This window comes from Arthrobacter sp. MDT2-3, assembly GCF_059090465.1.
Genome location: NZ_JBNHFS010000009.1, coordinates 81837 through 103145, shown reverse-complemented (window position 1 = coordinate 103145; position 21309 = coordinate 81837). Strand labels below are relative to the sequence as shown.

Genomic DNA, 21309 nt, shown 5'->3' with positions numbered 1-21309 from the left:
ATGTCAGAACAATTACCTCAGCCCATGCTGCCCTGCTCTATTCCGCCGCGGGCTCTTGACCGGCCAATCCGGCCTGCTACCATCGAGGAGGAGACTATGTCCTATCAAGCGAACATATTGCGAAGTGGTCAAGCGCTTCCTGGCCCCGACCGGGTCGAAGCTGTAACCGAGGAGCAGGAACGTAAAAGTGGCAAACAACCTGGGTCTCAGCGTGGATCGATCTTCCCCTGTGCCCCTTTATCATCAAGTGGTCCAGGGCATAGAAGCGGCGATCTACAGCGGCGTCCTGGAACCGGGCAGCCGGCTGGACAACGAGATCGACCTCGCGGCCCAGCTGAACCTTTCCCGCCCCACCATGCGCAAGGCCATGGACGAGCTGGTCAGGTCCGGGCTGCTGGTGCGGAAACGAGGTGTGGGAACCCAGGTGGTGTCAAGCCAGGTGCGGCGCCCGCTGGAACTCTCCAGCCTCTATGACGACCTCACCAACAACGGCAAGAAACCCACCACCGAGGTTCTGAGCTTCGCCCATATCGAGGCGGACGAAGCCACCCTTGCCACGCTGCAGCTCCCGGCCGGTTCAAAGGTTTACCACTTCACCCGGCTGCGGAAAGTGGGCGGCAAGCCCTTGGCCCTGATGGAGAACTGGGTCCGCGACGACATCACGGATATGGACGAGGCGATGCTGTCCGCAGAGGGGCTCTACGCCATCCTGCGCCGCGGGGGCGTCAACTTCCGGCTGGCCACCCAGCGGATCGGGGCAATGACCGCAAACGAATACCAGGCCGGCATGCTCGACACAGAGCAGGGATCCGCCTTGGTCACCATGGAACGCACCGCAGTGGACGATACCGGCCGCCGGGTTGAAACCGGCCACCATGTGTACCGCGCGGATTCCTACAGCTTTGAAATGACACTCGTACAGCGCTAATCCAAGGAGTCAACTCCATGACCAACTGGGTCTACCCCCTGGGCACCGCCGCCGACGGCAAGTGGGACGTCTCGATCGGTACCTCCGATTCCGCGCTCGCCGTGGAAGGGTGGGCCCACACCGGCCTGAAAGTTGCCACCCTCGCTGCAAGGGCCGACGTCGTCCTCCCGGCCGCAGACGAGGAACGCATTGTGGTCCCGCTCAACGGGTCCTTCACCGTCACCATGGACGGCGCGGAATACGAGCTGGCGGGACGCTCCTCCGTGTTCCACGGCCCCAGCGACGTCCTCTACTCCGGCACGGGGCGGCAGGTCACCATCAGCTCGGCCGACGGCGGCCGGGTGGCGGTTGCCACCGCACCGGCAAAGGATTCGTACCCCACCCGCCTGGTGACCGCCGCCGAAACCCCGGTGGAACTGCGCGGGGCCGGCAACTGCTCACGCCAGGTCCACAACTTCGGGACGCCCGCCGCACTAGAAGCCGACAGGTTCATCGTCTGCGAAGTACTCACCCCCGCCGGCAACTGGTCCTCCTACCCCCCTCACAAACACGATGAGGAAAAGGACGGCGAGACGCACCTGGAGGAGATCTACTACTTCGAGACACAGGTGGCCGCCGGTTCAGCTGCCCCGGCCGACGCCGATGCCATCGGCTACCAGCGCGTCTACGCTTCCGATGACCGTCCCATCGAGGTGTCCGCCGAGGTCAGGACCGGCGACGTTGTCCTGGTTCCCTACGGCTGGCACGGTCCCGCGATGGCCGCTCCCGGCTACGACCTGTATTACCTGAACGTGATGGCCGGACCTGGACCGGTGCGCGAATGGCTCATCAGTGACGACCCCCACCACGGCTGGGTGCGCCAGACGTGGGACGGGCAGGACATCGACCCCCGACTGCCGTTCGGCGCCTGAACGCGGCACGGCCGGACGATGGCATAGTGGACAGTGGACACCTGTGAAGCAGACTTCCCCCGCCCGGTCCGTGACCATGGAGGATGTGGCACGTGAAGCCGGCGTGAGCCGGGCGCTGGTCTCCCTGGTGATGCGCGATTCCCCGAAGGTCTCGCCCGCCAAGCGGACGGCGGTGCTGGAAAGCGCCGCCGCCCTGGGGTACTCCCCCAACCGCCTGGCCAGCAGGCTGGCGAGCCGCCGCACCAACACCCTGGGCGTCCTCTTCCTTGACCTGCACAACTCGGTCTTCGCCGACATTTACGACGGCATTGCCGAGGGCCTCGCCGGCAGCGGCAACCAGGTGATGGTCGCCGTCGGCTCCGCTGATCCCCGCACTGAACTCGAAGCCGTGAAGAACTTCGTGGACCTGCGGGTGGACGGTGTGATCCTGGCCGGCTATACCGGCTCGGCCGGTGAACTGGAGGCCGCACTCCGCGGAACGCCCGCCGTCGTCATCACCAGGGAATTGGAGGCCGACGGCGTTGATTCAGTTTTGACCGATGACTTCCGCTCCGGAGCACTCGCCGTGGAGCACCTGCACGGACTGGGGCACCGGCGGATTGCCCACGTGGATATTTCGGACTGGCTGCCGTACACCGCGCGACGCGAAGGCTACCTGCACGCCATGAAGCAGTTCGGCCTTGAGCCGATGCTGGTGCACAGCGACATGACCGAGCGCGGCGGCCGGGACGTCATGGAACAGTTCCTGGCTTCCGGCGCCGCCCTGCCCACAGCGATCTTTGCCCACAACGACCTCACTGCCATCGGCATCATGGAAGCCCTCGCTTCCCGCGGACTGCAGGTCCCGGATGATGTGGCAGTCGTGGGCTGTGACAACATCGAGGTGGCGGCCTCTCCTCTGATCGGCCTGACGTCCATTGACCAGCACGCCGGGGAACTCGGCCGGCTCGCGGCACAGGTGATGCTGGAGCGCGGGGCGGGCAGCCAAGGACCGCCGGTGACCCGTAAGCTGGAACCCGTCCTGATGGTCCGGCGCTCCTCCGGACTGGCCGCCACCTAGAGTTTTTGTCCACATATGCGGACTCAGGCACCACCTCAAGGCCTGCATATCTGGACAAGAACTCGCACCCGAACTTTCAGCGGACGCCCGCCGTGGCTGGTTCCACCCTCACCGGGACACGAGTGGCCAACGATTCCTGGGCGGCGTCGGCCACCCGGGAGGCGGCCACTGCGTCCTCCGGCGTGCAGGGATTGCCACGCTGGCCAAGGACAAGCTCAACGAACGCGGCCATTTCGGAACGGTAGGCCTGGTCAAAGCGCTCGGCGAACGTCCTGTGCGGCTCACCGGAAGGGAAACCTACGCCGGGCTCGGCCGACGCCATGGCGGTCTTCTCATCCAGTCCCACCGTCAGCGACCGGCTGGACCCTTGGATCTCCAGCCGGACATCGTGGCCGGCCCCGTTGTAACGCGTCGCTGAGACAGTGCCCACGGTGCCGTCGTCGAAAGTCACCAGCGCCAGCGCGGTATCCACGTCCCCTACTTCGCCGATTGCCGGATCACCGTTGTTGGAGCCTTTGGCGTAGACCTCGACAATCTCGCGGCCGGTCAACCAGCGCAGGATGTCAAAATCGTGGACGGAGCAGTCGCGGAAGAGTCCCCCGGACGTGGCCAGGAACTCCACGGGGGGCGGTGCCATGTCACAGGTGACAGCGCGCAGGGAATGGATCCAGCCCAACTCGCCTGCCTGGTAGGCCCGTTTGGCTGCCAGGTAGCCGGAATCGAAGCGGCGCTGGTGGCCAATCTGGACTACGCCGTTCCTGCTGCGGATGTAATCGAGCACGGGGAGGGCATCCGCCACATTCATTGCCACCGGTTTCTCGCAAAAGACCGGGATGCCGGCGTCCACCCCGGCTTTGATCAGCTCGGGATGGGTGGCGGTGCCTGTTGCCACCACCAGGCCGTTTACGCCGGAGGCAAGGAGGGCTTCAACGGACGGCATGAACCCGGCGTCCAGGCCGGCTGCCACGGTCCGCGCGTGCTCTTCGGCCACATCCGTGAGTCTGAGCCTGACGTTGATGCCCTTCGGGTTGAGCACCCCGTTGAGGCCTGCGATGTTGGTGGCGTGCATGACGCCGATCCGGCCAACCCCTACCAGGCCAAGCGTTACATCCTTCATTGTTTTTCCTCTGCATACACGGTAAAGGCGTTCCGGAAGGCATCGAGGGCCTGGGCGCTGCTGTCGCTGGCCCATGCTTCCAGGCCAACTGTGCCCTCGTAGCCGGCATCGGCGAGGGCCCTGGCAACAGCTGCGTAGTTGATTTCTCCGGTTCCGGGCTCGCAGCGGCCGGGTACATCCGCCACCTGGATTTCCCCGATGTACGGCAGGGCGCGCCTCACCAGTTCGATGAGGTTCCCCTCCCCCAGCTGGGCGTGATAGAGATCCAGCATCAGCTTGGCGTTCGGGTGCCCGGCGGCCTCCACCAGGGCGAGGGTGTCCTTGGCCCGTGCCAGTGGAATGCCGGGGTGGTCCAGGATGGTGTTCAGGTTTTCCAGGCAGAACGTCACGCCGTGCTTCTCGCCCAGGTTGCCGAGCCTTTCCAGCGTCCGTGCGCCGGTGGCCCACATGCGGCCGGTGGAACGGTAGGCGGGGCGGGCGGCCCGGCCTTCCACCAATTCCGCCGGGTGCACCACCATCCGGCTGACGCCAAGTTCAAGGGCTGTGGGGAGCAGGGATTCAGCTGTCCGCACCACGTCATCGGCCGTGTCCGGATCCACCAGGCTGCCGGACGCGTAACCGGTCATCGAGGAAAATACTGCGCCGGTGGCCGCTAATGCCTTGACGTCCTTGGTCCGCGAATCCCACAGTTCAACATCGAATCCGGCCTCGTGGACCCGGCGGACCCGTTCCACGAAAGGCAGGTCCAGAAACACCATTTCCGCACAGACGGCCAGCCGCATCAGACGTTTGCCTTCTGGGCGACGGCAGCCGGGGCGCCGCTTTTGACCGACTCGATGCAGGCGAGGGCCATCGCCAGGGCGCGGCGGGCGTCGGCGGCGCCGGGCGTAAGGGTGACATCCGACGACGGCGAGGCCACGCCGTCGCGCCTTGCCCGCACCGCGGCGGCGAAGTCGGCGAGTTCGTCCGTATAGGCCTGGCGGAACAGCTCCACGTTGAGCCGGGGCGTGTCCGCCGAAAGTCCTTCTGCGGTATAACGCCGGGACGCCGTTTCGGTGGCCCGGCCGGCCTGCACCATGCCTTTGGAGCCGAAGACTTCGCCGCGGACGTCGTACCCGTACAGTGCACTGAAATTCGCTTCGGCCACGGCCACGGCGCCGTTGCTGTACCGGATTGTCACCACAGCCGTATCCAGGAACCCTTGGTCGCGCAGGGACGGCTCCACGAGCGCATCCGCCACCGCGTAGACCTCCACGGGCTCGGCCCCCTCGTTGAACCAGTTGAGGGTGTCGAAGTCGTGGATGAGCGTCTCCAGGAAGATGGTCCAGGCCGGGACCCTGGCGGCGTTGGGGATGTTTCCCGTCCCGGGATCGCGGGTCAGCGAGCGCAGGAGTTGAGGGGTCCCCGCCACTCCGGCGGCGAGATCCTTCTTCGCTGCCTGGAAGTCATCCGCGTAGCGGCGGTTGAAGCCGATCTGGAACAGGACGCCGGCTTCGTCCACAGCGGCCAAGGCGGCATCGAGTTCGGCCAGGGACTGGCCGGCCGGTTTTTCACAGAAAACGTGTTTTCCGGCTGCAGCGGCCTGGGCAATCAGGGCGGAATGGAACCGTGCCGGGCTGGCGATGATCACGGCGTCAATCTCCGGATCGGCCAGGATATCGTCGGCAACCGCCGTCACCTTCGCGGTCCCCAGTTCCTGGGCAAGGTTTTGCGCGGACTCCACGTTGGGGTCCGCGATAGCGGTTAGATCGGCACCGGGGACGCGGCGGGCAATGCTTTCGGCATGGAACGCGCCCATCCAGCCTGAGCCGATGAGTCCAATCCGGACCGGTACGGGCGCTGCCGCAGGGTGCTGTGAGATATAAGCCAATGGCTCGTCCTTTCGATGGTGTGAACAGGGATGGATCAGGCGACGCCAACCCGGATCGTCATACTGTCTTCCCGTCTGATGTTGTGGTGCACTTGCGGCATGGCGAGGGGGCGCATTCTAGCCGCGGGTCCCCTCCTCCCCCTGCTAGGCGTGCCGCGGGCTGCTTTCCCTTGGCGTTTCTGCGCCGTGGGTGACGTCGGCGACCTCGGCCTGGACTTCCTTGACCACATCACCGTGACCGCCGAGCTGCTCCAGCTCGTGGGCGAGCTCTGCGAGTTCTGCGCCGCCGGCCATCTGGGCCGTCAGCTCGTCCAGGGAAATGTCCTTCTTGTCGTAGTAGCCGATTGATTTCCCGCGCTTGAGCAGCAGGAACCTGTCCCCCACCGGGAAGGCGTGGTGCGGGTTGTGGGTGATGAAGATGACTCCGAGTCCGCGGTCCCTGGCCTGCAGGATGTAGCGCAGGACGACGCCCGACTGCTTCACGCCGAGGGCCGCCGTCGGCTCGTCCAGGATGAGGACCTTGGCGCCGAAGTACACCGCCCGGGCGATGGCCACACACTGGCGCTCACCGCCAGAGAGCTGGCCGATGGGCTGTTCCACATCGCGCAGGTCGATGCCCATCTCGGCCAGTTCCTTGAGCGTGATGGCCTTCATCTTCTCGACGTCCATGCTCTTGAACGGGCCGAAACCGCTGGTCAGTTCCGAGCCGAGGAAGAAGTTCCGCCAAATCGGCATCAGTGGCACCACCGCGAGGTCCTGGTACACGGTGGCAATGCCTGCATCCAAAGCATCACGGGGGGAAGAGAACTTCCGTTCCTCGCCCATGATGTTCAACACCCCTGCATCATGCTGGTGCAGGCCTGCGATGATCTTGATCAAAGTTGACTTGCCTGCACCATTGTCGCCAAGGACGCAGGTGACCCGGCCGTTATCCACGGCCATGGTGACGTCGCTCAGGGCGATGATGTTGCCGTAATGCTTGCCCACGCCCTCGAGGGAAAGCAGGTGGACGGGGGTGTGGGTGAGGGGGTCCCGTTCGTTCTGGAGCAGCGTTTGCTGGTCTATTTCATGTGCGTTCATTTTCCGGCCCCTTACTTCAGTTCTGCGCGGCGCTTGACGATAAGGTTGACGATGGTGGCCAGGAGCAGCATCAGGCCCAGGAAGAACTTGAACCAGTCCGGGTTCCACTGCGCGTAGACGATGCCCTTGTTGGCCATGCCGAAGATGAACGCTCCAATCGCGCCGCCGATCGCAGAACCGTAGCCGCCGGTCAGCAGGCACCCGCCGATCACCGCGGCGATGATGTAGAGGAACTCGTTGCCCACACCTTCACCGGACTGGACGGTATCGAAGGCGAAGAGGTTGTGCATGCCGAGGACCCAGCCACAAAATCCCACGCCCATAAACAGGCCAATCTTGGTGGCCTTGACCGGCACGCCGACTGCGCGGGCCGCGTTCTCGTCCCCGCCCACGGCGAAGATCCAGTTCCCAACCCGGGTCCGCATCAGCACCCAGGTGGCTACGGCGACCAGTGCGATCCAGATGAAGACCGTGATTTTTACTTCGATGCCGGCGATGTTTACCGCGGAGGCGAAGACCCCGCGGGCCGTATCGAAGCCATCCATGTTGGAGATTGACGGCGATGAGACGGAGCCACCGATCAGACGCGTAAGGCCCAGGTTTAGGCCGGTCAGCATCAGGAAGGTTGCGAGAGTGACGATAAAGCTTGGCAGCTTGGTCTTCATCAGGATCCAGCCGTTGATGAAGCCGATACCGAGGGACACCAGCAAAGCCAGGAGGACCCCTACCCAGACATTCGTGCTGAAGTACCAGCTGAACATAGACGCCGTCAGCGCCGATGAAATCACGGCGACACCTGTGGAAAGGTCGAACTCCCCGCCGATCATCAGCAGCGACACCCCTACGGCCATGATTCCGATTGTGGAGCTGCCGTAGAGAATGGTTGCCAGCGCATTGGGCTGGGTGAACGTCGGGGACACCAACGCGAAGAAGACAAAAAGGACGATTGCGCCCACCAGGGCACCGACCTCAGGCCGGCCGAGGAGCTTCTGCAAGGGATTGCGCTTGGCGACGCGCTCATCGGTCGCCGGTGATGCGATCTTGGTCTGGGTGATGGTCATGATGTTTCTCCTTGCTGCCGGCTGTTAGCGGATTCCCTGTTCGGCAAACTTCAGGACTTCGGTTGCATTGGACTGGTCGACGATTGCCGGGCCAGTGAGGACTGACTGTCCGCCACCGAGCTTGAAGCCGCCCCGCTTGTTCTGCCACAGCGCATCCACTGCGCCGTAGCCCTGCAGCCAAGGCTGCTGATCCACGGTGAACAGTACGCTGCCATCGGCAACCTTCTGCGCGAGTTCCTTGTTCAGGTCGAAGCTGGCAACCTTGGCCGAGCTTCCGGCCGTAGAGACTGACTTCATGAGCGTCAGCGTGATGGGTGCGCCGAGGCCGATGATGACGTCAGCATCCGCGGAAGCCTGGAGCTTTGCGGTCGCCGTCGATTCAACAGACGTCATGTCTGCACCGTTGACATACAGGATTTCGGTACCGGGCACTTTGGCCTTCACGCCGGCGCACCGGGCCTCGAGCCCCACGTGCCCCTGCGCCTGGATGACGCAGACCGGGTGCTTGTAGCCGCCCTCGGCAAGTTTCGAACCCACTGCTTCACCGGCGAGCTTCTCATTCGAGCCGAAGTGGGTGAACGCCCCGAGTTGGGCAGAAGCCGCTTCGCCAGCATTAAAGCTCACGATCGGGATTCCCGCATCAGAGGCCTTCTTGAGCGCACTCTTCAGCGCGTCGGGAGTGGCCAGCGTTACCGCGATCCCGTCCACCTTCTGGTCCACCGCCTGCTCGATCAGTTGCGCCTGCCGGCCGGCCTCAGGATCTGACGTGTAGAGCAGTTCGACATTGTCCTTTGCTGCAGCTTCTTCTGCGCCCTTACGGACGGTATCCCAGAAGGTGTCACCAGCGGGGGCGTGCGCTATCAGTGCTATCTTCATCCGCTCGGTGGTGGCAACCTGGCCACCACCGCCCCCTGTTCCAGTTTCGGGAGTCCGTCCACCACCGCTTGAGCATGCGCTCAACGCCAGCATGGGAACTACTGCTGTCAACAGAGCCGCTTTACGCCAAGAAAAATTAGCCACCATAATCTCCTTTGATCTCAGGTCCCGGGCTGCCACTTTGCAGCCTCCGGGGCACTGCCTACCTCGATCATGGTGATCTAATTCACGAATGTCAAGAGTTTGTCCTGACATTAGGATGTTTAGACCAACGTCTGGCGCTCGGCCTCCTGCACCCTCAGTCGGATAGCGGAGCAGTGGTTCCGCGGACAACCAATGTCGGCGCAATAAGGGTCCGCCCTGGGCTTGGGGCAGCGCTTTCTATCCGTGCGAGCAGCGCTTTAGCCACTTCCTTACCCACAAGGTCGCTTCGGTTGTCCACGGAGGTCAACTCCAGATAGCGGGACTTGGCGAGGGTTGAGTTGTCATATCCGATCACGGAAATTTGAGACGGGACCGCCAAGCCGCGCGCCTTGATGGCTCCAAAGGCGCCCAGCGCCATGGTGTCGTTGGCAGCGAAAATAGCCGTTGTGTCAGGATGGTGGTCCAGCAGCCAGCAGGCCGATGCGTACCCGTCCTCCTCCGACGTACCCCCCGTCTCCCCAACGACGCGCATATCAGCGCCTGCGTCCCGAAGGCGGCTGGCAAAACCCGCCCGGCGGTGGGCGGCGGCGCCGCCGAACCCCGACAGGTGCCCAATCCTGGTGTGGCCGAGACCCAGCAGGTGGTCGGCAGCCATGGCACCGCCGCCGTCGTCGTCATTGGTGATTAGGTCCGCGCCGGCGGGTACGCCGTTCCGCCACCCTGCCACCACCGTGGGCACGCCAGCGCCGGTGAGCATTGACTCGCTGGGTTCAGCCGCAATCACCAAACCGTCAACATGCATGGCGAGCAGGCCGTCCACAGCGTCACTGATCCGGTTCTCGCCGGGCCGGGAGTCAGCCAGCATCACCCGGTAGCCTTCCTGCGTCAGCACGGACTCCATGCCCCGCAGAAGATCAACGAACCACAGGTTTCGGTAGTCGTCGATCACGAGGCCTATGCTCTTCGTCCGGCTGCTTGCGAGGGCCGTGGCTGCCTGGCTTGGGCGGTAGCCAAGTTCCGTGATTGCCGCCTGCACAGCCTCGCGCCGCTTCTCGCTTACCCGCACCGGATTCTGCAGCACCAGCGAAACCAACGACGGCGAGACTCCCGCCTGCTTTGCGACGTCATAGATGGTGGGGCGCCGGGTTTTGGGGCGATCATTCGTCATCAAAAAGCCTTTCATCTCTGGGTTGAGAATATCCCGGCGGATGATTGACAGGACAAATAGACATGGCTACGCTCAAGGTCAGCGTAAAAATTGTAGCGCTACAAAATGCCGTCGGACCTTCATGCCGCGGCTGAATTTCAAAGGAGAAATTAATGGCTGAAAGCCTTGGTGTAGCCGTCATCGGTGCAGGCATGGCCGGCAAGGCCCACGCCGCCGCATACCGGACGGCGTCCGTCCTCTATAGCCCGGTCCTTCCTCCGGTGCGCCTGGTTTCGATCGGTGACGTCAATCCCGAATTCGGCTCCCTGGCCGCCCGGCGCTTCGGTTACGAGCGTAACGACACCTCATGGCAGGCAATCGCCGAAGCCGATGACATCGACGTGGTCAGCGTGGTCATCGCCAATTCCCTCCACCGTGAGGTTGTTGAGGGCCTGCTCGCCGCCGGCAAGCACGTGCTGTGCGAAAAGCCCCTGAGCGATTCCATGGAAGACGCCCGGGCCATGGCTGACGCAGCCCGCAGCGCGTCCAGCATCGCGCGGATCGGGTTCACTTTCCGCCGCACACCGGGCATCGCCTATATCCGGGACCTCATCCGGACCGGAGTGCTCGGCAACGTCCTGCACTTCAGCGGCCGCTACTGGACGGATTACGGCTTCAGCCCGTCCGCTCCCATGAGCTGGCGCTATAAAGGCGGCCCCGGCTCAGGCGCCCTCGCCGACGTCGGATCCCACCTGACGTACATTTCCGAATTTCTGTGCGGCGACATCAAGTCCGTTTCCGGCGGGCAGCTCAGCACCGTCATCAACAAGCGGCCACTGCCGCTCACTGCTGTAATGGGCCATGACCATGCCGCTGTCAGCGACACCTTCCAAGCCGTCGAGAACGACGACTATGCGGCTTTCAATGCGGAATTCGCCACGGGCGCCGGCAGCTATGAAGTCTCCCGCGTTGCGGCCGGACACGCCAACAGTCTTCAGTTCGAGGTGTTCTGCGAAAACGGTGCCGCAAAGTTCGACCAGCGCCGTCCTTCCGAAATCCAGCTGTTCCTCAACGACGGCTCCGGCAACGAAAATGGTTACCGGCAGGTCATCCTGGGCCCGGGCCACCCGTACATCGCCGGCGGGCTCGCCATGGACGCCCCCGAAGTGGGCTTTGGCCAGAACGATGCCTTTGGCTACCAAGCACGTGCATTCCTCGAAGAGATTGCCGGCCTCAGCGAAGAAGAGTCTCTCCCCCGCTGTGCCACGTTTGACGAGGGCGTGCGGAACATGGAACTGCTGGGCGCCGTCACCGAATCCGCCCTTAACAACGGAAAGAAAATCACGCTATGAAACTCGGTGTCTACAACGCGATCCTGCATGACCGTCCACTTCCCGAAGCGCTGAAGGTCATAGCCGATCTTGGCCTCACCGGCATTGAAATCAACACGGGCGGATTCCTCCCTGCCGTCCATGTCCCCACCATGGACCAAATCCTGGAAAGCGACGCCGCGCGGGACGACTACCTTGCGATTTTCGAAGGCACCGGCGTCTCGATCGCCGGCCTGAACTGCAACGGCAACCCGCTGCACCCCAAGCGTGAGATCGGTGAGAAGCACGCCGAAGACATCCGCCGTTCCGTCCGGCTGGCACACCGCCTGGGGCAGAACCGGGTGGTTACCATGTCCGGTCTGCCCGGAGGCGAACCAGGCGCGACCACCGTCAACTGGGTAGTCAACGCCTGGAACTCGGCTGCGCTGGATGTACTGGACTATCAGTGGGGCGTGGCAGCGGAGTTCTGGAAGGAAACTGACCGCCTTGCTGCTGACCACGCCGTCAAGGTGGCTCTTGAGCTGCACCCCCAAAACCTCGTTTTCAACACCGCCGATGTCCGCAAACTTATCGAGCTCACGGGTGCAACACACGTCGGAGTGGAACTTGATGCCTCCCACCTGTTCTGGCAGCAGATGGACCCGGTGGCTGTGGTCCGCGAACTCGGCCCGCTGGTGTTCCAGGCAGCAGCAAAGGACGTCCGCGTGAATACGGAAAACGCCGCGCTCTACGGCGTGCTGGACAACAGTTTCCGTCGGCTCGCGCCGGAGGAGAACCGCACCAATCTTGGTGGCGACGAGTGGGCCAACGAGTGGCCCAAGAACTCCGCCTGGGACTTTGTGGCACTCGGACGCGGGCACGACACGGCCTTCTGGACGGAGTTCCTGCGCGCACTGCACGAGGTAGATCCGGACATGTTGGTCAATATCGAGCACGAGGACGTTTCGCTGGGCAGGATCGAAGGACTGGAAGTAGCCGCCAAAGTTTTGAAGGACGCTGACGCAGCCCTCGTGGCCTCATTGAACCCGACCGCCTGATAACCCGAGGGACACCCCGACAGCAGGAGGGGCGGCGCAAACGCGCCGTCCCTCCTGCTGTTTTCCACCCGAACAATAAATTCAACAGGCAAAGGAAACGAATGATGCGGATCGGCATTGTGGGCTCTGGAGCAGGCGGCCGGTACCTCCATGCCCCGTTTGTGGAAGCGGCCGACCGCGTGGAACTCGCCGGGGTGGTGGCCAGGTCGGCGGCGAACCGGCGCCCACAGCGAAAGACGCCAGGGAGCTGGAACTCGCGGCCAGCCAGGCCGGGGTTGTCCTGAACGTCTATCACAACCGGCGGCGTGACGCCGATATCATCACTCTCGCGAACGTCCTCGCATCAGGGAAACTCGGTGAGCTGTGGCGGGTCCACTCGTTTGGTCCCAGTGGCGGACTCCTCCGGGATTTTGGCCGCCACCTTATGGACCAGATGCTGTGGCTCCTGGGTCCTGCCATCTCTTTATGCCGGCTTCTACGCGGAATTCGCCCGCGCTGTCAGGGGGGAAGGCCCCGAACCGGTACCGGCGACTGAAGGGGTCCGGACACTGGAGGTTCTTGACGCCGCCGGGAAAGCGCGATGCGGAACGCGGTGATTGCGCTCTAGCACCGCCCTCATCCTGGACGCAGAAACGCCCGACGCCGGCAGGCGTCGGGCGTTTGTTGTGGCGCCCGGTGCGCCGCCCCGTGGTTGAGGGCCTTAGGCGTCCACGCGGGAACGTTCCTTGAACAGGTGCTCGAGCTCCTCGAGGGACTTGTCCTTGGTTTCCGGGACCACCCGCTTGACCCAAACGATGGCGCAGAGCTGCAGCGCCACAAAGATGAGGAACGTAGCCGAAACACCGATCCACGCGACCATCTGTGGGAAAAAGAAACCAATGAGGAAGTTGACCATCCAGAGCACAAAAACGCAGATACCCATAGCAACGCCACGGACGTGCATCGGAAAGATCTCGGACATGGTAAGCCAGGTGACGGTGCCAATGCAGCCCTGCATGGAGGCCAGGAACGTCACCATGAACAGCAGAACCAGGTAACCGCGCAGGGTGCTTTCCGGCAGGGCGAAGGAGATAATCGCGATCGCCAGCAGGGACGAGGACGTGCCGCACAGTCCCACTACCAGCATGGGTTTACGGCGTACCCGCGACATCAGGTACATACCTATGACCACGGCCACCACAGAAGTGATGCCGTTGAGGACATTCGCGATCAGTGCGCCACGGTCACCGAATCCCGACGAGGACAGGATGGACGTACCGTAGTACATGATCGCGTTCACGCCGCTGATTTGGTTGATGATGGCCATGCCGAGACCCACTACGAAGATCCTGCGGATCCACGGGACGGTGAGGTCCTTGACCGTTCCGAGTTTGGCCTGGTAATCCTCCCTGGCCGCCTGCCGCACCTCGTCGAACTCTGCTGACACGTCCCCGGCAGCGCGAGTGGAGCGCAGCACCTCCAGGACGGCGCCGAACCTGCCGGCGGACGCAAGCCAGCGAGGGCTTTCCGGCAGGACGAGCATCCCGAACCAGAGCACTACGGCCGGCAACGTAGCAATCACGAGCATCCAGCGCCAGATGTTCGCTTCTTCAGGAAACAAGTTGCCCAGCACCGCGTTGAACGTGAAGGCCAGGAACTGCCCGGTGACGATCATCAGTTCGTTCTGCGTGACGATTCGGCCGCGCTGGGCCGCCGGCGACATCTCCGCGAGGTATACAGGGACGATCACCGAAGCACCACCCACGGCGAGGCCCAACAAGGTCCTTGCCGCTATCAGCAGTTCAGTACTCGGCGAGAGAGTGCAGAAGATGGTGGCGACGACGAAGATCAGTGCCAGCCCCATGATGGTTTTCCGCCGGCCGAAGCGGTCCGACAAGCGTCCGGCACTGATGGCACCAAATGCTGCACCGAAGAGGAGCGTGGAGGTGACGAGCCCTTCAGTCAGCGGAGTAAGGCCAAGATCCCGCTGCATAAAGGGCAGTGCGCCGTTGATGACGCCAGTATCGTAGCCGAACAGCAGGCCGCCGAAGGTGGAGAAGAGCGCCACCTTCCGCATGAATTTCTTCGGGTCGGAGGACTTTGACGGTGTGGAGTTTCCTGCAATGCCGGACGTTCCCACCGCGCGGGGCGCGGTCGTGGTTCCTTTGCTGTTTTCCATCCGCGCCTCCACTACTTCGTTTTGGCGATATAGTCCTGCATCGTCTCCAGCTGGTACCGGGAGACGTCCTCGGCCTTCTCGTCCTCAGCGAAGACGCTGGACACCATCACCGTGTTGTCCTTGTCCAGGAAGCCGATCTCCTTCAGGCCGCCGAAGAACTCGTCCCAGTTCACGTCGCCGTCGCCGATTTTCAGGTGCTGGTGCACACGCACGGCGTTGCCCGGCGGGTTGGTGATGTAACGCAAGCCATGGGAGGCGTGGTGGTCCATGGAGTCAGAAACGTGGACCAGGCGAAGTTTGTCACCGGCGGCCCGCATGATCTCCAACGGCTTGTTGCCCATGTGGAACGAGTGCGAGGCCACGTAGACCATGCCGATGTTGGGCGAGTTGACTCCGCGGATAACGCGAATGGCGGCCAGGCCGTCTTCGACGAAGTCGTCCGGATGCGGGTCGATCAGGACATCCAGTCCCTCGCGCTCAATGATCGGGAGCAGTTCCTCCATGGAGCGGTAGAAGGCCCGTTCGGATTCTTCGGCTTTCTCCGGGCGGCCACTAAATTCAGTATTCATGGTGCTGACGCCCAGGTCCACCGTGATTTGGATGGCACGCTTCCAGTAGCGGACAGCTGCCTCGCGGGCATCCTCGTCCGGACCGGACCAGCGGAGCACAGGGAGCACTGAGGCGATTTCCACGCCGGCATCCTTGCAGGCCTTGTTCATCTTCGTAACGAGTTCGTCGTCTGCTTTTGGGTGGTTATAAAAGGGGATCAAGTCTGCATGCGGTGTCATCTGCAGGTATTTGTAGCCCAGGTCCGCAGCCACGCGGGGAAATTCCAGCAGGTTGTGGCTGTGGTGGAACGGGGTGGGGTCAAGCGCGATTTTCACGGGGAACACTCCATTATGGATGAGTCAGGAATAGAAGGGCTGCTAGCTGTAGAGGGCTGGCTTGGCGGCCAGCTTTACTGCCACCTTTTCGCCGTTCTTCTGCGCCTCGACGCCGGCTTCGCAGCAGGCCGCAGTGGCGTAACCATCCCAGGCGGTGGGGCCACCGATCTCGCCCTTAAGCGCAGCGTCCACCCATGACTGGATTTCGACGTCGTACGCCGCGCCGAACCGCTCTTCGAACCCGGGAGTGACGTTGCCGCCCCAGCGGCCGGCGCTGCGGGTGTAGGGTCCCTTGTCGCCGCCGATGCTGACAACGCCTTCTTCGAATGACGCCTGGGTTCCAACCTCATAGCCGTACTTTGCGTTGACAAAGATTTCGACGTCGGCCAGGACTCCGGATTCAGTTTCCAGCAGGACGTGCTGGGGGTCGTGCTGGCCGGCCGGGGCATTCCTGGTGGCCTTGCCCAGGCGGACCTGGATGCTGGTGATTTCCTCGCCCGTGAAGAACCGAATGGCGTCAAACTCGTGGACCACCGAGTCGTTGATCAGCATCTCATTAGTGAAGCCGGCCGGCGTCGTGGGGTTGCGGTGCTGGTGGTGCAGCATCAGCAGCTCACCCAACTCATGGTTGCGGATGATCTGTCCGAGTGCGGCGTATTCGGCGTCAAAGCGGCGCATGAATCCAACCTGGATGCGCTTGTGGCCCAGTGCAACCTCGGCCTGGACGATCTTCCAGGAGGACTCGGCGTCCGGGGTCAGCGGCTTCTCGCACAGGATCGGGATGTCCTTGGCAATCGCCTTGAGAAGGATGTCCTCGTGCAGGAAGCCGGGCGTGGCAATGAGTACTGCGTTGACATCACCGTTATTGAGGGCTTCCTCGGCGTCGGCAAGGGCCACGGCGCCTGGGATGCCTGCGACAGCTGCCTGGGCGCGGGCAAGGTCAACGTCCACGACGGCGGCAATTTCGGCTCCGTGAATGCGGGTGTAAAGGCGCTGGATGTGGTCAGCGCCCATGCGCCCGGCGCCGATGACGGCGACGCGGAGGGTTTCAGTCATTGTTTCGTTCCTTAGTGTCTGTGGCGGATGCGGTTAGCTGACAGCAGTACGGGAACCGCAGGACAGCAGATAGTTGCGGGTGCGCTTGGCGATCGGCATGGGCACATCGAAGGCAACCGGATACATGTCCTGTTCCACGATGCCGAAGATGGGCCGGTTGAGTGCCTCCACGGCTTCGATGACGGCCTGGAGGTCCGGCAGGCCGTTCGGCGGCTCGGTCATGACGCCAGCCAGGTTGGCTGCGGCCCAGGTCATGTTTTCCTCGTTGACCTTCTTCAGGATCTCCGGATTGATCTGCTTCAGGTGCAGGTAGCCGATCCGCTCCGGGTAGTTCTTGATGAGCTCAAGGCTGGAGGCGCCGCAGTATTCGGCGTGGCCGGTGTCCAAGCAAAGGTTCAGGTACTGCGGATCCGTGGCGGCCAGGAGATTTTCAATGTCCTCCTGCGCGCCAACGTGGGAGTCGGCGTGGGAGTGGAATTGCTGCTTCAGGCCGAAGTCCTCCAGCAGGGTCTTGCCCAGGCGGTTGTGCCCGCCGAACAGGTCGCTCCAGGCCTTGTCGCTGAGCGTGCCGCTTTCCACGGCTTCACCGGTAACGTCGTCGCGCCACATGGCCGGGATGACCACGATGTGCTCGCCGCCCATGGCTGCCGTCAGTTCAGCCACCTTGCGGGCCGGCTCCCAGGCGGTCTCCCACTGGTCCAGCCCGCGGTGGAAAGCGGTGAAGACGGTGCCGGCGGTGACCTTGAGGTCGCGCTGCTTGAGCTCCTCCGCGAGGCGGCTGGGGTCGGTCGGAAGGTAACCGTAAGGGCCCAGCTCAATCCACTTGTAGCCGGATTCGGCGACCTCGTCCAGGAACCGCTCCCACGGCGTCTGCTTGGGGTCATCCGGGAACCAGACGCCCCAGGAGTCCGGCGCGGTGCCGATGATGAGCTTGTTCTCTTGGTCTGTCATGACAGCGTTGTCTTTCTGTTGTCGGGGTGCTCAGCTGGGATGGCGTAGGTCGAAAGGGGTCAGTCGCGCCGTCCGCGGCCTTCAGTTGCATCGTCGGCCCGGCCCGGAACGGAGTCTTCTCCGTGCGCCAGCTCGTCAGGGAGTCCTTCTGCGATTCCGTCGTGGCGCACTGCATGATCGTCGGCGTGGGAGGGAAAGTTGTAGGAGGCGCCCGAAGCGGCGGTGGGTTCGGGCCAGCGGGAGGTGATGACCTTGCCGCGGGTGTAGAAAGAGACGCCCTCGGGGCCGTAGATGTGCTTGTCACCGAACAGGGAGGCTTTCCATCCACCGAAGGAGTGGTACGCCACAGGAACGGGCAGCGGCACGTTGATCCCGATCATGCCGACGGTCACGGAGCGTTGGAAGGTACGGGCGTGGGCGCCGGAGGAGGTGAAGATGGCGGTGCCGTTGCCGTACGGGTTGGCGTTGATCAGGTTGATGCCGTCTTCGAGGCTGTCGACGCGGACAACCACGAGGACGGGTCCGAAAATTTCCTCGGTGTAAGCGGTCATTCCGGTCTTGACGTGGTCGATGACGGTGGGGCCTACCCAGAAGCCGTCTTCGTGGCCCGGGACCACCACGTCGCGGCCGTCAACCACCATGGCGGCACCGGCTTGTTCTGCCTCGGTGACGATCTTGACGATGCGTTCCTTGGAGGCAGGGGTGATGACCGGGCCCATTTCCGCGTCGGGCGCGGTGCCGTTGTTCACCTTCACGGCCAGTGCGCGCTCTTCGACCTTCTTGACGATCAGGTCCGCGGCGTCCGCAACGGCGACGGCGACGGAGATGGCCATGCAGCGTTCCCCGGCAGAGCCGAAGGCAGCGGCGGCGAGGTGGTCGGCGGCGTTGTCAAGGTCGGCGTCGGGCATGACGATGGCGTGGTTCTTCGCCCCGCCCAGGGCCTGGACGCGCTTGCCGTGCTTGGTGGCGGTTTCGTGGACGTACTGGGCGATCGGGGTGGAGCCGACGAAGGAGATGCCGTCCACGTCCGGGTGGGTGAGCAGCCCGTCGACGGTTTCCTTGTCGCCGTGCAGGACCTGGAACACGCCGTCGGGCAGGCCGGCCTCCGTCCACAGCTTGGCCAGCAGCATGGACGCGGAGGGGTCGCGTTCGGAGGGCTTGAGGATGAACGCGTTGCCGGTGGCGATCGCCATCGGCGCCATCCACAACGGCACCATGACGGGGAAGTTGAACGGGGTGATCCCGGCGACCACGCCGAGGGGCTCGCGGAAGGAGAACACGTCGATGCCGGTGGAGACCTGGTCCGAGTAATCGCCCTTGAGCAGGGTGGGGATGCCGCAGGCGTACTCGATCACTTCCAGGCCGCGGCCGATCTCGCCCTTGGCGTCGGAGAGGACCTTGCCATGCTCGGCCGTGATCAGGGCGGCGAGCTCGTCCACATGGGCGGCGACCAGTTCGCGGAACTTGAACAGGACGGCGGTGCGCTTGGCCAGAGAGATGTCGCCCCAGGTGTCGGCGGCTTCGCGGGCGGCGGCGACGGTGGCGTCCAGGTCGGCGCGGTTGGCCAGCCGCAGCTCCGCAGTAACCTGACCCGTGGCCGGGTTATAGACGGACGTGGTGCGCTCACCCTCGCCGGGAGTTTCGGCACCGTTGATGAAGTGGTTGATGGTGGAGGTCTCGGTGGTGACAGTCATGGCGACTCTTCCTTGAGTTGTAAACGTGCGGGGTCGAGGAGGGATTCAGCCGAGCAGTTTGCGCTGGCGTGACTTGTGATCGGTGTAGGTCTGGAAAGCAGCTTTGGTGGAGTCCAGTTCGGAGACCTGGGAGACGGGCACATCCCACCATGACTCGGAGGACGGGGCGTCCAGCAGCGGATCGGATTCGACATGGATCAGGATCGGGCCGCCCCGCTCGGGGGCGGCCTTGGCGTCGCGGATGGCCTGCTCCAGTTCGGCGATGACTTTTTCGCCCGGTTCGACCCGGATGACCTTCACGCCGAGTGATTCGGCGTTCAGGGCCAGGTCGACGGGCAGGATTTCACCTTCGTCGAAGCTGTGCTGTTCCTTGTTCAGTGCCCGGTACTGCGTGCCGAAGCGCTGGGAACCGAGCATTTCCGAGAGGGAGCCGATGGAGGCGTAGCCGTGGTTCTGGATCAGGACCACGATCAGCTTGATGCGTTCGGCGACGGCGGTGACCAGTTCGGTGTGCATCATCAGGTAGGAGCCGTCCCCCACCATCACGACAACGTCGCGCTGGGCCCCTCCGGCGGTGGCTTCGGAGAGGGCTGCACGTTTCACACCGAGGCCGCCCGGGATCTCATAGCCCATGCAGGAGTACGCGTACTCCACGTGGTAGCCGAACGGGTCGCGGACCCGCCACATCTTATGCAGGTCACCCGGCAGGGAACCGGCCGCGCAAACGACGACGTCTTGAGCGTCCATGGCCCTGCTGGTGGCGCCGATAATTTCGTTCTGTGCAGGCAGCGGGGTGTAGCGGGTATCGAATGCCTCGTCCACGGTGGCGTTCCAGCGCTTCTTCTCGGCTGCGACCTTCTGTTCCAGGTCCGCGCCCACACGGTAACCGCCGAGCTCTGCGTTGAGCTTCACCAGTGCCTTCCGGGCGTCCGCCACGATCGGCAGGGTGGTGCCGTGCTTGTACGCATCAATCGGTGCGACGTTGATGTTGATAAACCGTACGTCCGGGTTCTGGAACGCCGTCCGCGAGGCGGTGGTGAAATCCTCGTACCGGGTGCCGATGCCAATGATCAGGTCCGCCTCTGCCGCGAGGGCGTTGGCCGCTGTCGTGCCGGTGGAGCCGATGGCGCCCAAGGAGAACTGGTGGTCCCAGGGCAGCACGCCGACGCCGGCCTGGGTGTTCCCCACCGGGATGCCGGTCAGCTCGACAAACTTCGCGAGTTCCTCGTTGGCGTAGGCGTAGAGGACACCGCCGCCGGCGATGATCAGCGGCCGCTTCGCGGCACGGATGGCCTCGGCTGCTCGCCGGATGTCGTCGTCGTCCGCGTCCGGGCGGCGGATCCGCCACTCCCGCTCGGCCAGGAACTCCTCCGGTACGTCGAACGCTTCGGCCTGGACGTCCTGCGGCAATGAAATGGTGACCGCACCGGTTTCAGCCGGGTCGGTCAGGACGCGCAGGCCGTGGTGGAACGCCGAGAACAGCTGCTCGGGCCGGTTGACCCGGTCAAAGAACTTGGACAGCGGCCGGAACGCATCATTGACGGTGATGTCGTAGGCGTGGGGCTGTTCCAGCTGCTGCAGCACCGGGTCCGCGGCGCGGGTGGCGAACGTGTCGGATGGCAGCAGCAGCACCGGGAGCCGGTTGGTGGTGGCCAGCGCGGCGCCGGTCAGCAGGTTGGAGGAGCCCGGGCCGATCGAGGTACTGATCGCAAAGGTCTGCCGGCGGCGGGTGTGCCGGGCATAGCCCACAGCCTGGTGGACCTGGGCCTGCTCGTTCCGGCCCTGGTAGTACGGCATGATCGCCGGGTCCAGCTGCTGGTACTGCTTCAACGCCTGGCCCACACCGGCAACATTGCCGTGCCCGAAAATACCAAACGTCCCCGGAATCAGGCGCTCACGGTACTCAACACCATCGATCGAATCGACCGTGTACTGCTTGGAAAGGTATTCCACCACGGCCTGGGCGACCGTCATTCTGCGGGTTGCAGTTCCTAATGTTGTTCC

17 protein-coding genes and 1 pseudogene are annotated in these 21309 nt (G+C 63.7%); 5 read left to right on the top strand and 13 right to left on the bottom strand.

Features of this window, described 5'->3' with window-relative positions:
* Positions 1-187: 187 nt before the first annotated feature.
* From AC5RUQ_RS20240 to AC5RUQ_RS20230, 3 genes are read left to right on the top strand one after another with little or no spacing between them, the layout of a single operon-like run.
* Positions 188-928, top strand: a complete 741-nt coding sequence (locus tag AC5RUQ_RS20240) for a GntR family transcriptional regulator (RefSeq protein WP_493949052.1) — start codon at positions 188-190, stop codon at positions 926-928.
* Positions 929-945: 17 nt separating this feature from the next.
* The gene (iolB, locus tag AC5RUQ_RS20235) at positions 946-1839 is read left to right on the top strand and encodes a 5-deoxy-glucuronate isomerase (RefSeq protein WP_493949051.1); all 894 of its coding nucleotides are present in this window, start codon (positions 946-948) and stop codon (positions 1837-1839) included.
* 43 nt (positions 1840-1882) lie between these two features.
* Entirely contained in the window at positions 1883-2899 is a 1017-nt protein-coding gene (locus tag AC5RUQ_RS20230) for a LacI family DNA-binding transcriptional regulator (RefSeq protein WP_493949050.1), read from the top strand.
* 76 nt (positions 2900-2975) lie between these two features.
* On the opposite strand, the gene AC5RUQ_RS20225 is transcribed toward AC5RUQ_RS20230, so the two are convergent.
* From AC5RUQ_RS20225 to AC5RUQ_RS20195, 7 genes are all read right to left on the bottom strand, one after another.
* Positions 2976-4016: a Gfo/Idh/MocA family oxidoreductase gene (locus AC5RUQ_RS20225; RefSeq protein WP_493949049.1), complete on the bottom strand. Its 1041-nt coding sequence runs from the start codon at positions 4014-4016 to the stop codon at positions 2976-2978.
* Positions 4013-4798, bottom strand: a complete 786-nt coding sequence (locus tag AC5RUQ_RS20220) for a TIM barrel protein (protein WP_493949048.1) — start codon at positions 4796-4798, stop codon at positions 4013-4015. Before AC5RUQ_RS20220 ends, AC5RUQ_RS20225 begins: the two co-directional genes overlap by 4 nt.
* Positions 4798-5886, bottom strand: a complete 1089-nt coding sequence (locus AC5RUQ_RS20215) for a Gfo/Idh/MocA family oxidoreductase (protein WP_493949047.1) — start codon at positions 5884-5886, stop codon at positions 4798-4800. Before AC5RUQ_RS20215 ends, AC5RUQ_RS20220 begins: the two co-directional genes overlap by 1 nt.
* A 144-nt stretch (positions 5887-6030) precedes the next feature.
* Positions 6031-6966, bottom strand: coding sequence for an ATP-binding cassette domain-containing protein (locus tag AC5RUQ_RS20210; RefSeq protein WP_493949046.1), 936 nt, complete (start codon positions 6964-6966; stop codon positions 6031-6033).
* Positions 6967-6977: 11 nt separating this feature from the next.
* Complete coding sequence (locus tag AC5RUQ_RS20205; protein WP_174175979.1) at positions 6978-8027, bottom strand: ABC transporter permease; 1050 nt, start codon at positions 8025-8027, stop codon at positions 6978-6980.
* Between the two features lie 24 nt (positions 8028-8051).
* Positions 8052-9047 (bottom strand): substrate-binding domain-containing protein, encoded by a 996-nt coding sequence (locus AC5RUQ_RS20200; protein WP_493949045.1) that lies wholly within the window; start codon positions 9045-9047, stop codon positions 8052-8054.
* A 154-nt stretch (positions 9048-9201) separates the two neighbouring features.
* Positions 9202-10215 (bottom strand): LacI family DNA-binding transcriptional regulator, encoded by a 1014-nt coding sequence (locus AC5RUQ_RS20195; protein ID WP_493949044.1) that lies wholly within the window; start codon positions 10213-10215, stop codon positions 9202-9204.
* A gap of 152 nt (positions 10216-10367) precedes the next feature.
* Here AC5RUQ_RS20195 and AC5RUQ_RS20190 point away from each other — a divergent pair, with 152 nt between their 5' ends.
* Both AC5RUQ_RS20190 and AC5RUQ_RS20185 read left to right on the top strand, forming a co-directional pair.
* Positions 10368-11546: a Gfo/Idh/MocA family protein gene (locus AC5RUQ_RS20190; protein ID WP_493949043.1), complete on the top strand. Its 1179-nt coding sequence runs from the start codon at positions 10368-10370 to the stop codon at positions 11544-11546.
* On the top strand, positions 11543-12562 hold the full coding sequence (locus AC5RUQ_RS20185) for a sugar phosphate isomerase/epimerase family protein (protein ID WP_493949042.1): 1020 nt from the start codon (positions 11543-11545) through the stop codon (positions 12560-12562). Before AC5RUQ_RS20190 ends, AC5RUQ_RS20185 begins: the two co-directional genes overlap by 4 nt.
* Before the next feature lie 700 nt (positions 12563-13262).
* On the opposite strand, the gene AC5RUQ_RS20180 is transcribed toward AC5RUQ_RS20185, so the two are convergent.
* The 6 genes and pseudogenes from AC5RUQ_RS20180 to iolD form a co-directional block, all read right to left on the bottom strand.
* Positions 13263-14720 carry a sugar porter family MFS transporter gene (locus AC5RUQ_RS20180; RefSeq protein WP_493949041.1) on the bottom strand — a complete coding sequence of 486 codons (1458 nt, stop codon included), beginning with the start codon at positions 14718-14720 and terminating at the stop codon, positions 13263-13265.
* Between the two features lie 11 nt (positions 14721-14731).
* Complete coding sequence (locus AC5RUQ_RS20175) at positions 14732-15604, bottom strand: sugar phosphate isomerase/epimerase family protein (RefSeq protein ID WP_493949040.1); 873 nt, start codon at positions 15602-15604, stop codon at positions 14732-14734.
* 42 nt (positions 15605-15646) lie between these two features.
* Complete coding sequence (locus tag AC5RUQ_RS20170) at positions 15647-16660, bottom strand: Gfo/Idh/MocA family protein (protein WP_493949039.1); 1014 nt, start codon at positions 16658-16660, stop codon at positions 15647-15649.
* 33 nt (positions 16661-16693) lie between these two features.
* Positions 16694-17611: a sugar phosphate isomerase/epimerase family protein gene (locus AC5RUQ_RS20165; protein WP_493949038.1), complete on the bottom strand. Its 918-nt coding sequence runs from the start codon at positions 17609-17611 to the stop codon at positions 16694-16696.
* Between the two features lie 185 nt (positions 17612-17796).
* Positions 17797-19305: pseudogene (locus AC5RUQ_RS20160) on the bottom strand (CoA-acylating methylmalonate-semialdehyde dehydrogenase); the annotation flags it as partial.
* Between the two features lie 45 nt (positions 19306-19350).
* A complete protein-coding gene (iolD, locus tag AC5RUQ_RS20155) occupies positions 19351-21279 on the bottom strand; it encodes a 3D-(3,5/4)-trihydroxycyclohexane-1,2-dione acylhydrolase (decyclizing) (RefSeq protein WP_493949037.1) in 1929 nt (642 codons plus the stop codon).
* Positions 21280-21309 lie beyond the last annotated feature (30 nt).

What these genes read in the sequence shown, in the direction of transcription:
- AC5RUQ_RS20225 (WP_493949049.1), bottom strand. Translation starts at nt 4,016, where the DNA reads ATGAAGGATGTAACGCTTGGCCTGGTAGGGGTTGGCCGGATCGGCGTC.
- AC5RUQ_RS20190 (WP_493949043.1), top strand. Translation starts at nt 10,368, where the DNA reads ATGGCTGAAAGCCTTGGTGTAGCCGTCATCGGTGCAGGCATGGCCGGC.
- AC5RUQ_RS20220 (WP_493949048.1), bottom strand. Translation starts at nt 4,798, where the DNA reads ATGCGGCTGGCCGTCTGTGCGGAAATGGTGTTTCTGGACCTGCCTTTC.
- AC5RUQ_RS20170 (WP_493949039.1), bottom strand. Translation starts at nt 16,660, where the DNA reads ATGACTGAAACCCTCCGCGTCGCCGTCATCGGCGCCGGGCGCATGGGC.
- AC5RUQ_RS20210 (WP_493949046.1), bottom strand. Translation starts at nt 6,966, where the DNA reads ATGAACGCACATGAAATAGACCAGCAAACGCTGCTCCAGAACGAACGG.
- iolB (WP_493949051.1), top strand. Translation starts at nt 946, where the DNA reads ATGACCAACTGGGTCTACCCCCTGGGCACCGCCGCCGACGGCAAGTGG.
- AC5RUQ_RS20195 (WP_493949044.1), bottom strand. Translation starts at nt 10,215, where the DNA reads ATGACGAATGATCGCCCCAAAACCCGGCGCCCCACCATCTATGACGTC.
- iolD (WP_493949037.1), bottom strand. Translation starts at nt 21,279, where the DNA reads ATGACGGTCGCCCAGGCCGTGGTGGAATACCTTTCCAAGCAGTACACG.
- AC5RUQ_RS20205 (WP_174175979.1), bottom strand. Translation starts at nt 8,027, where the DNA reads ATGACCATCACCCAGACCAAGATCGCATCACCGGCGACCGATGAGCGC.
- AC5RUQ_RS20165 (WP_493949038.1), bottom strand. Translation starts at nt 17,611, where the DNA reads ATGACAGACCAAGAGAACAAGCTCATCATCGGCACCGCGCCGGACTCC.
- AC5RUQ_RS20185 (WP_493949042.1), top strand. Translation starts at nt 11,543, where the DNA reads ATGAAACTCGGTGTCTACAACGCGATCCTGCATGACCGTCCACTTCCC.
- AC5RUQ_RS20180 (WP_493949041.1), bottom strand. Translation starts at nt 14,720, where the DNA reads ATGGAAAACAGCAAAGGAACCACGACCGCGCCCCGCGCGGTGGGAACG.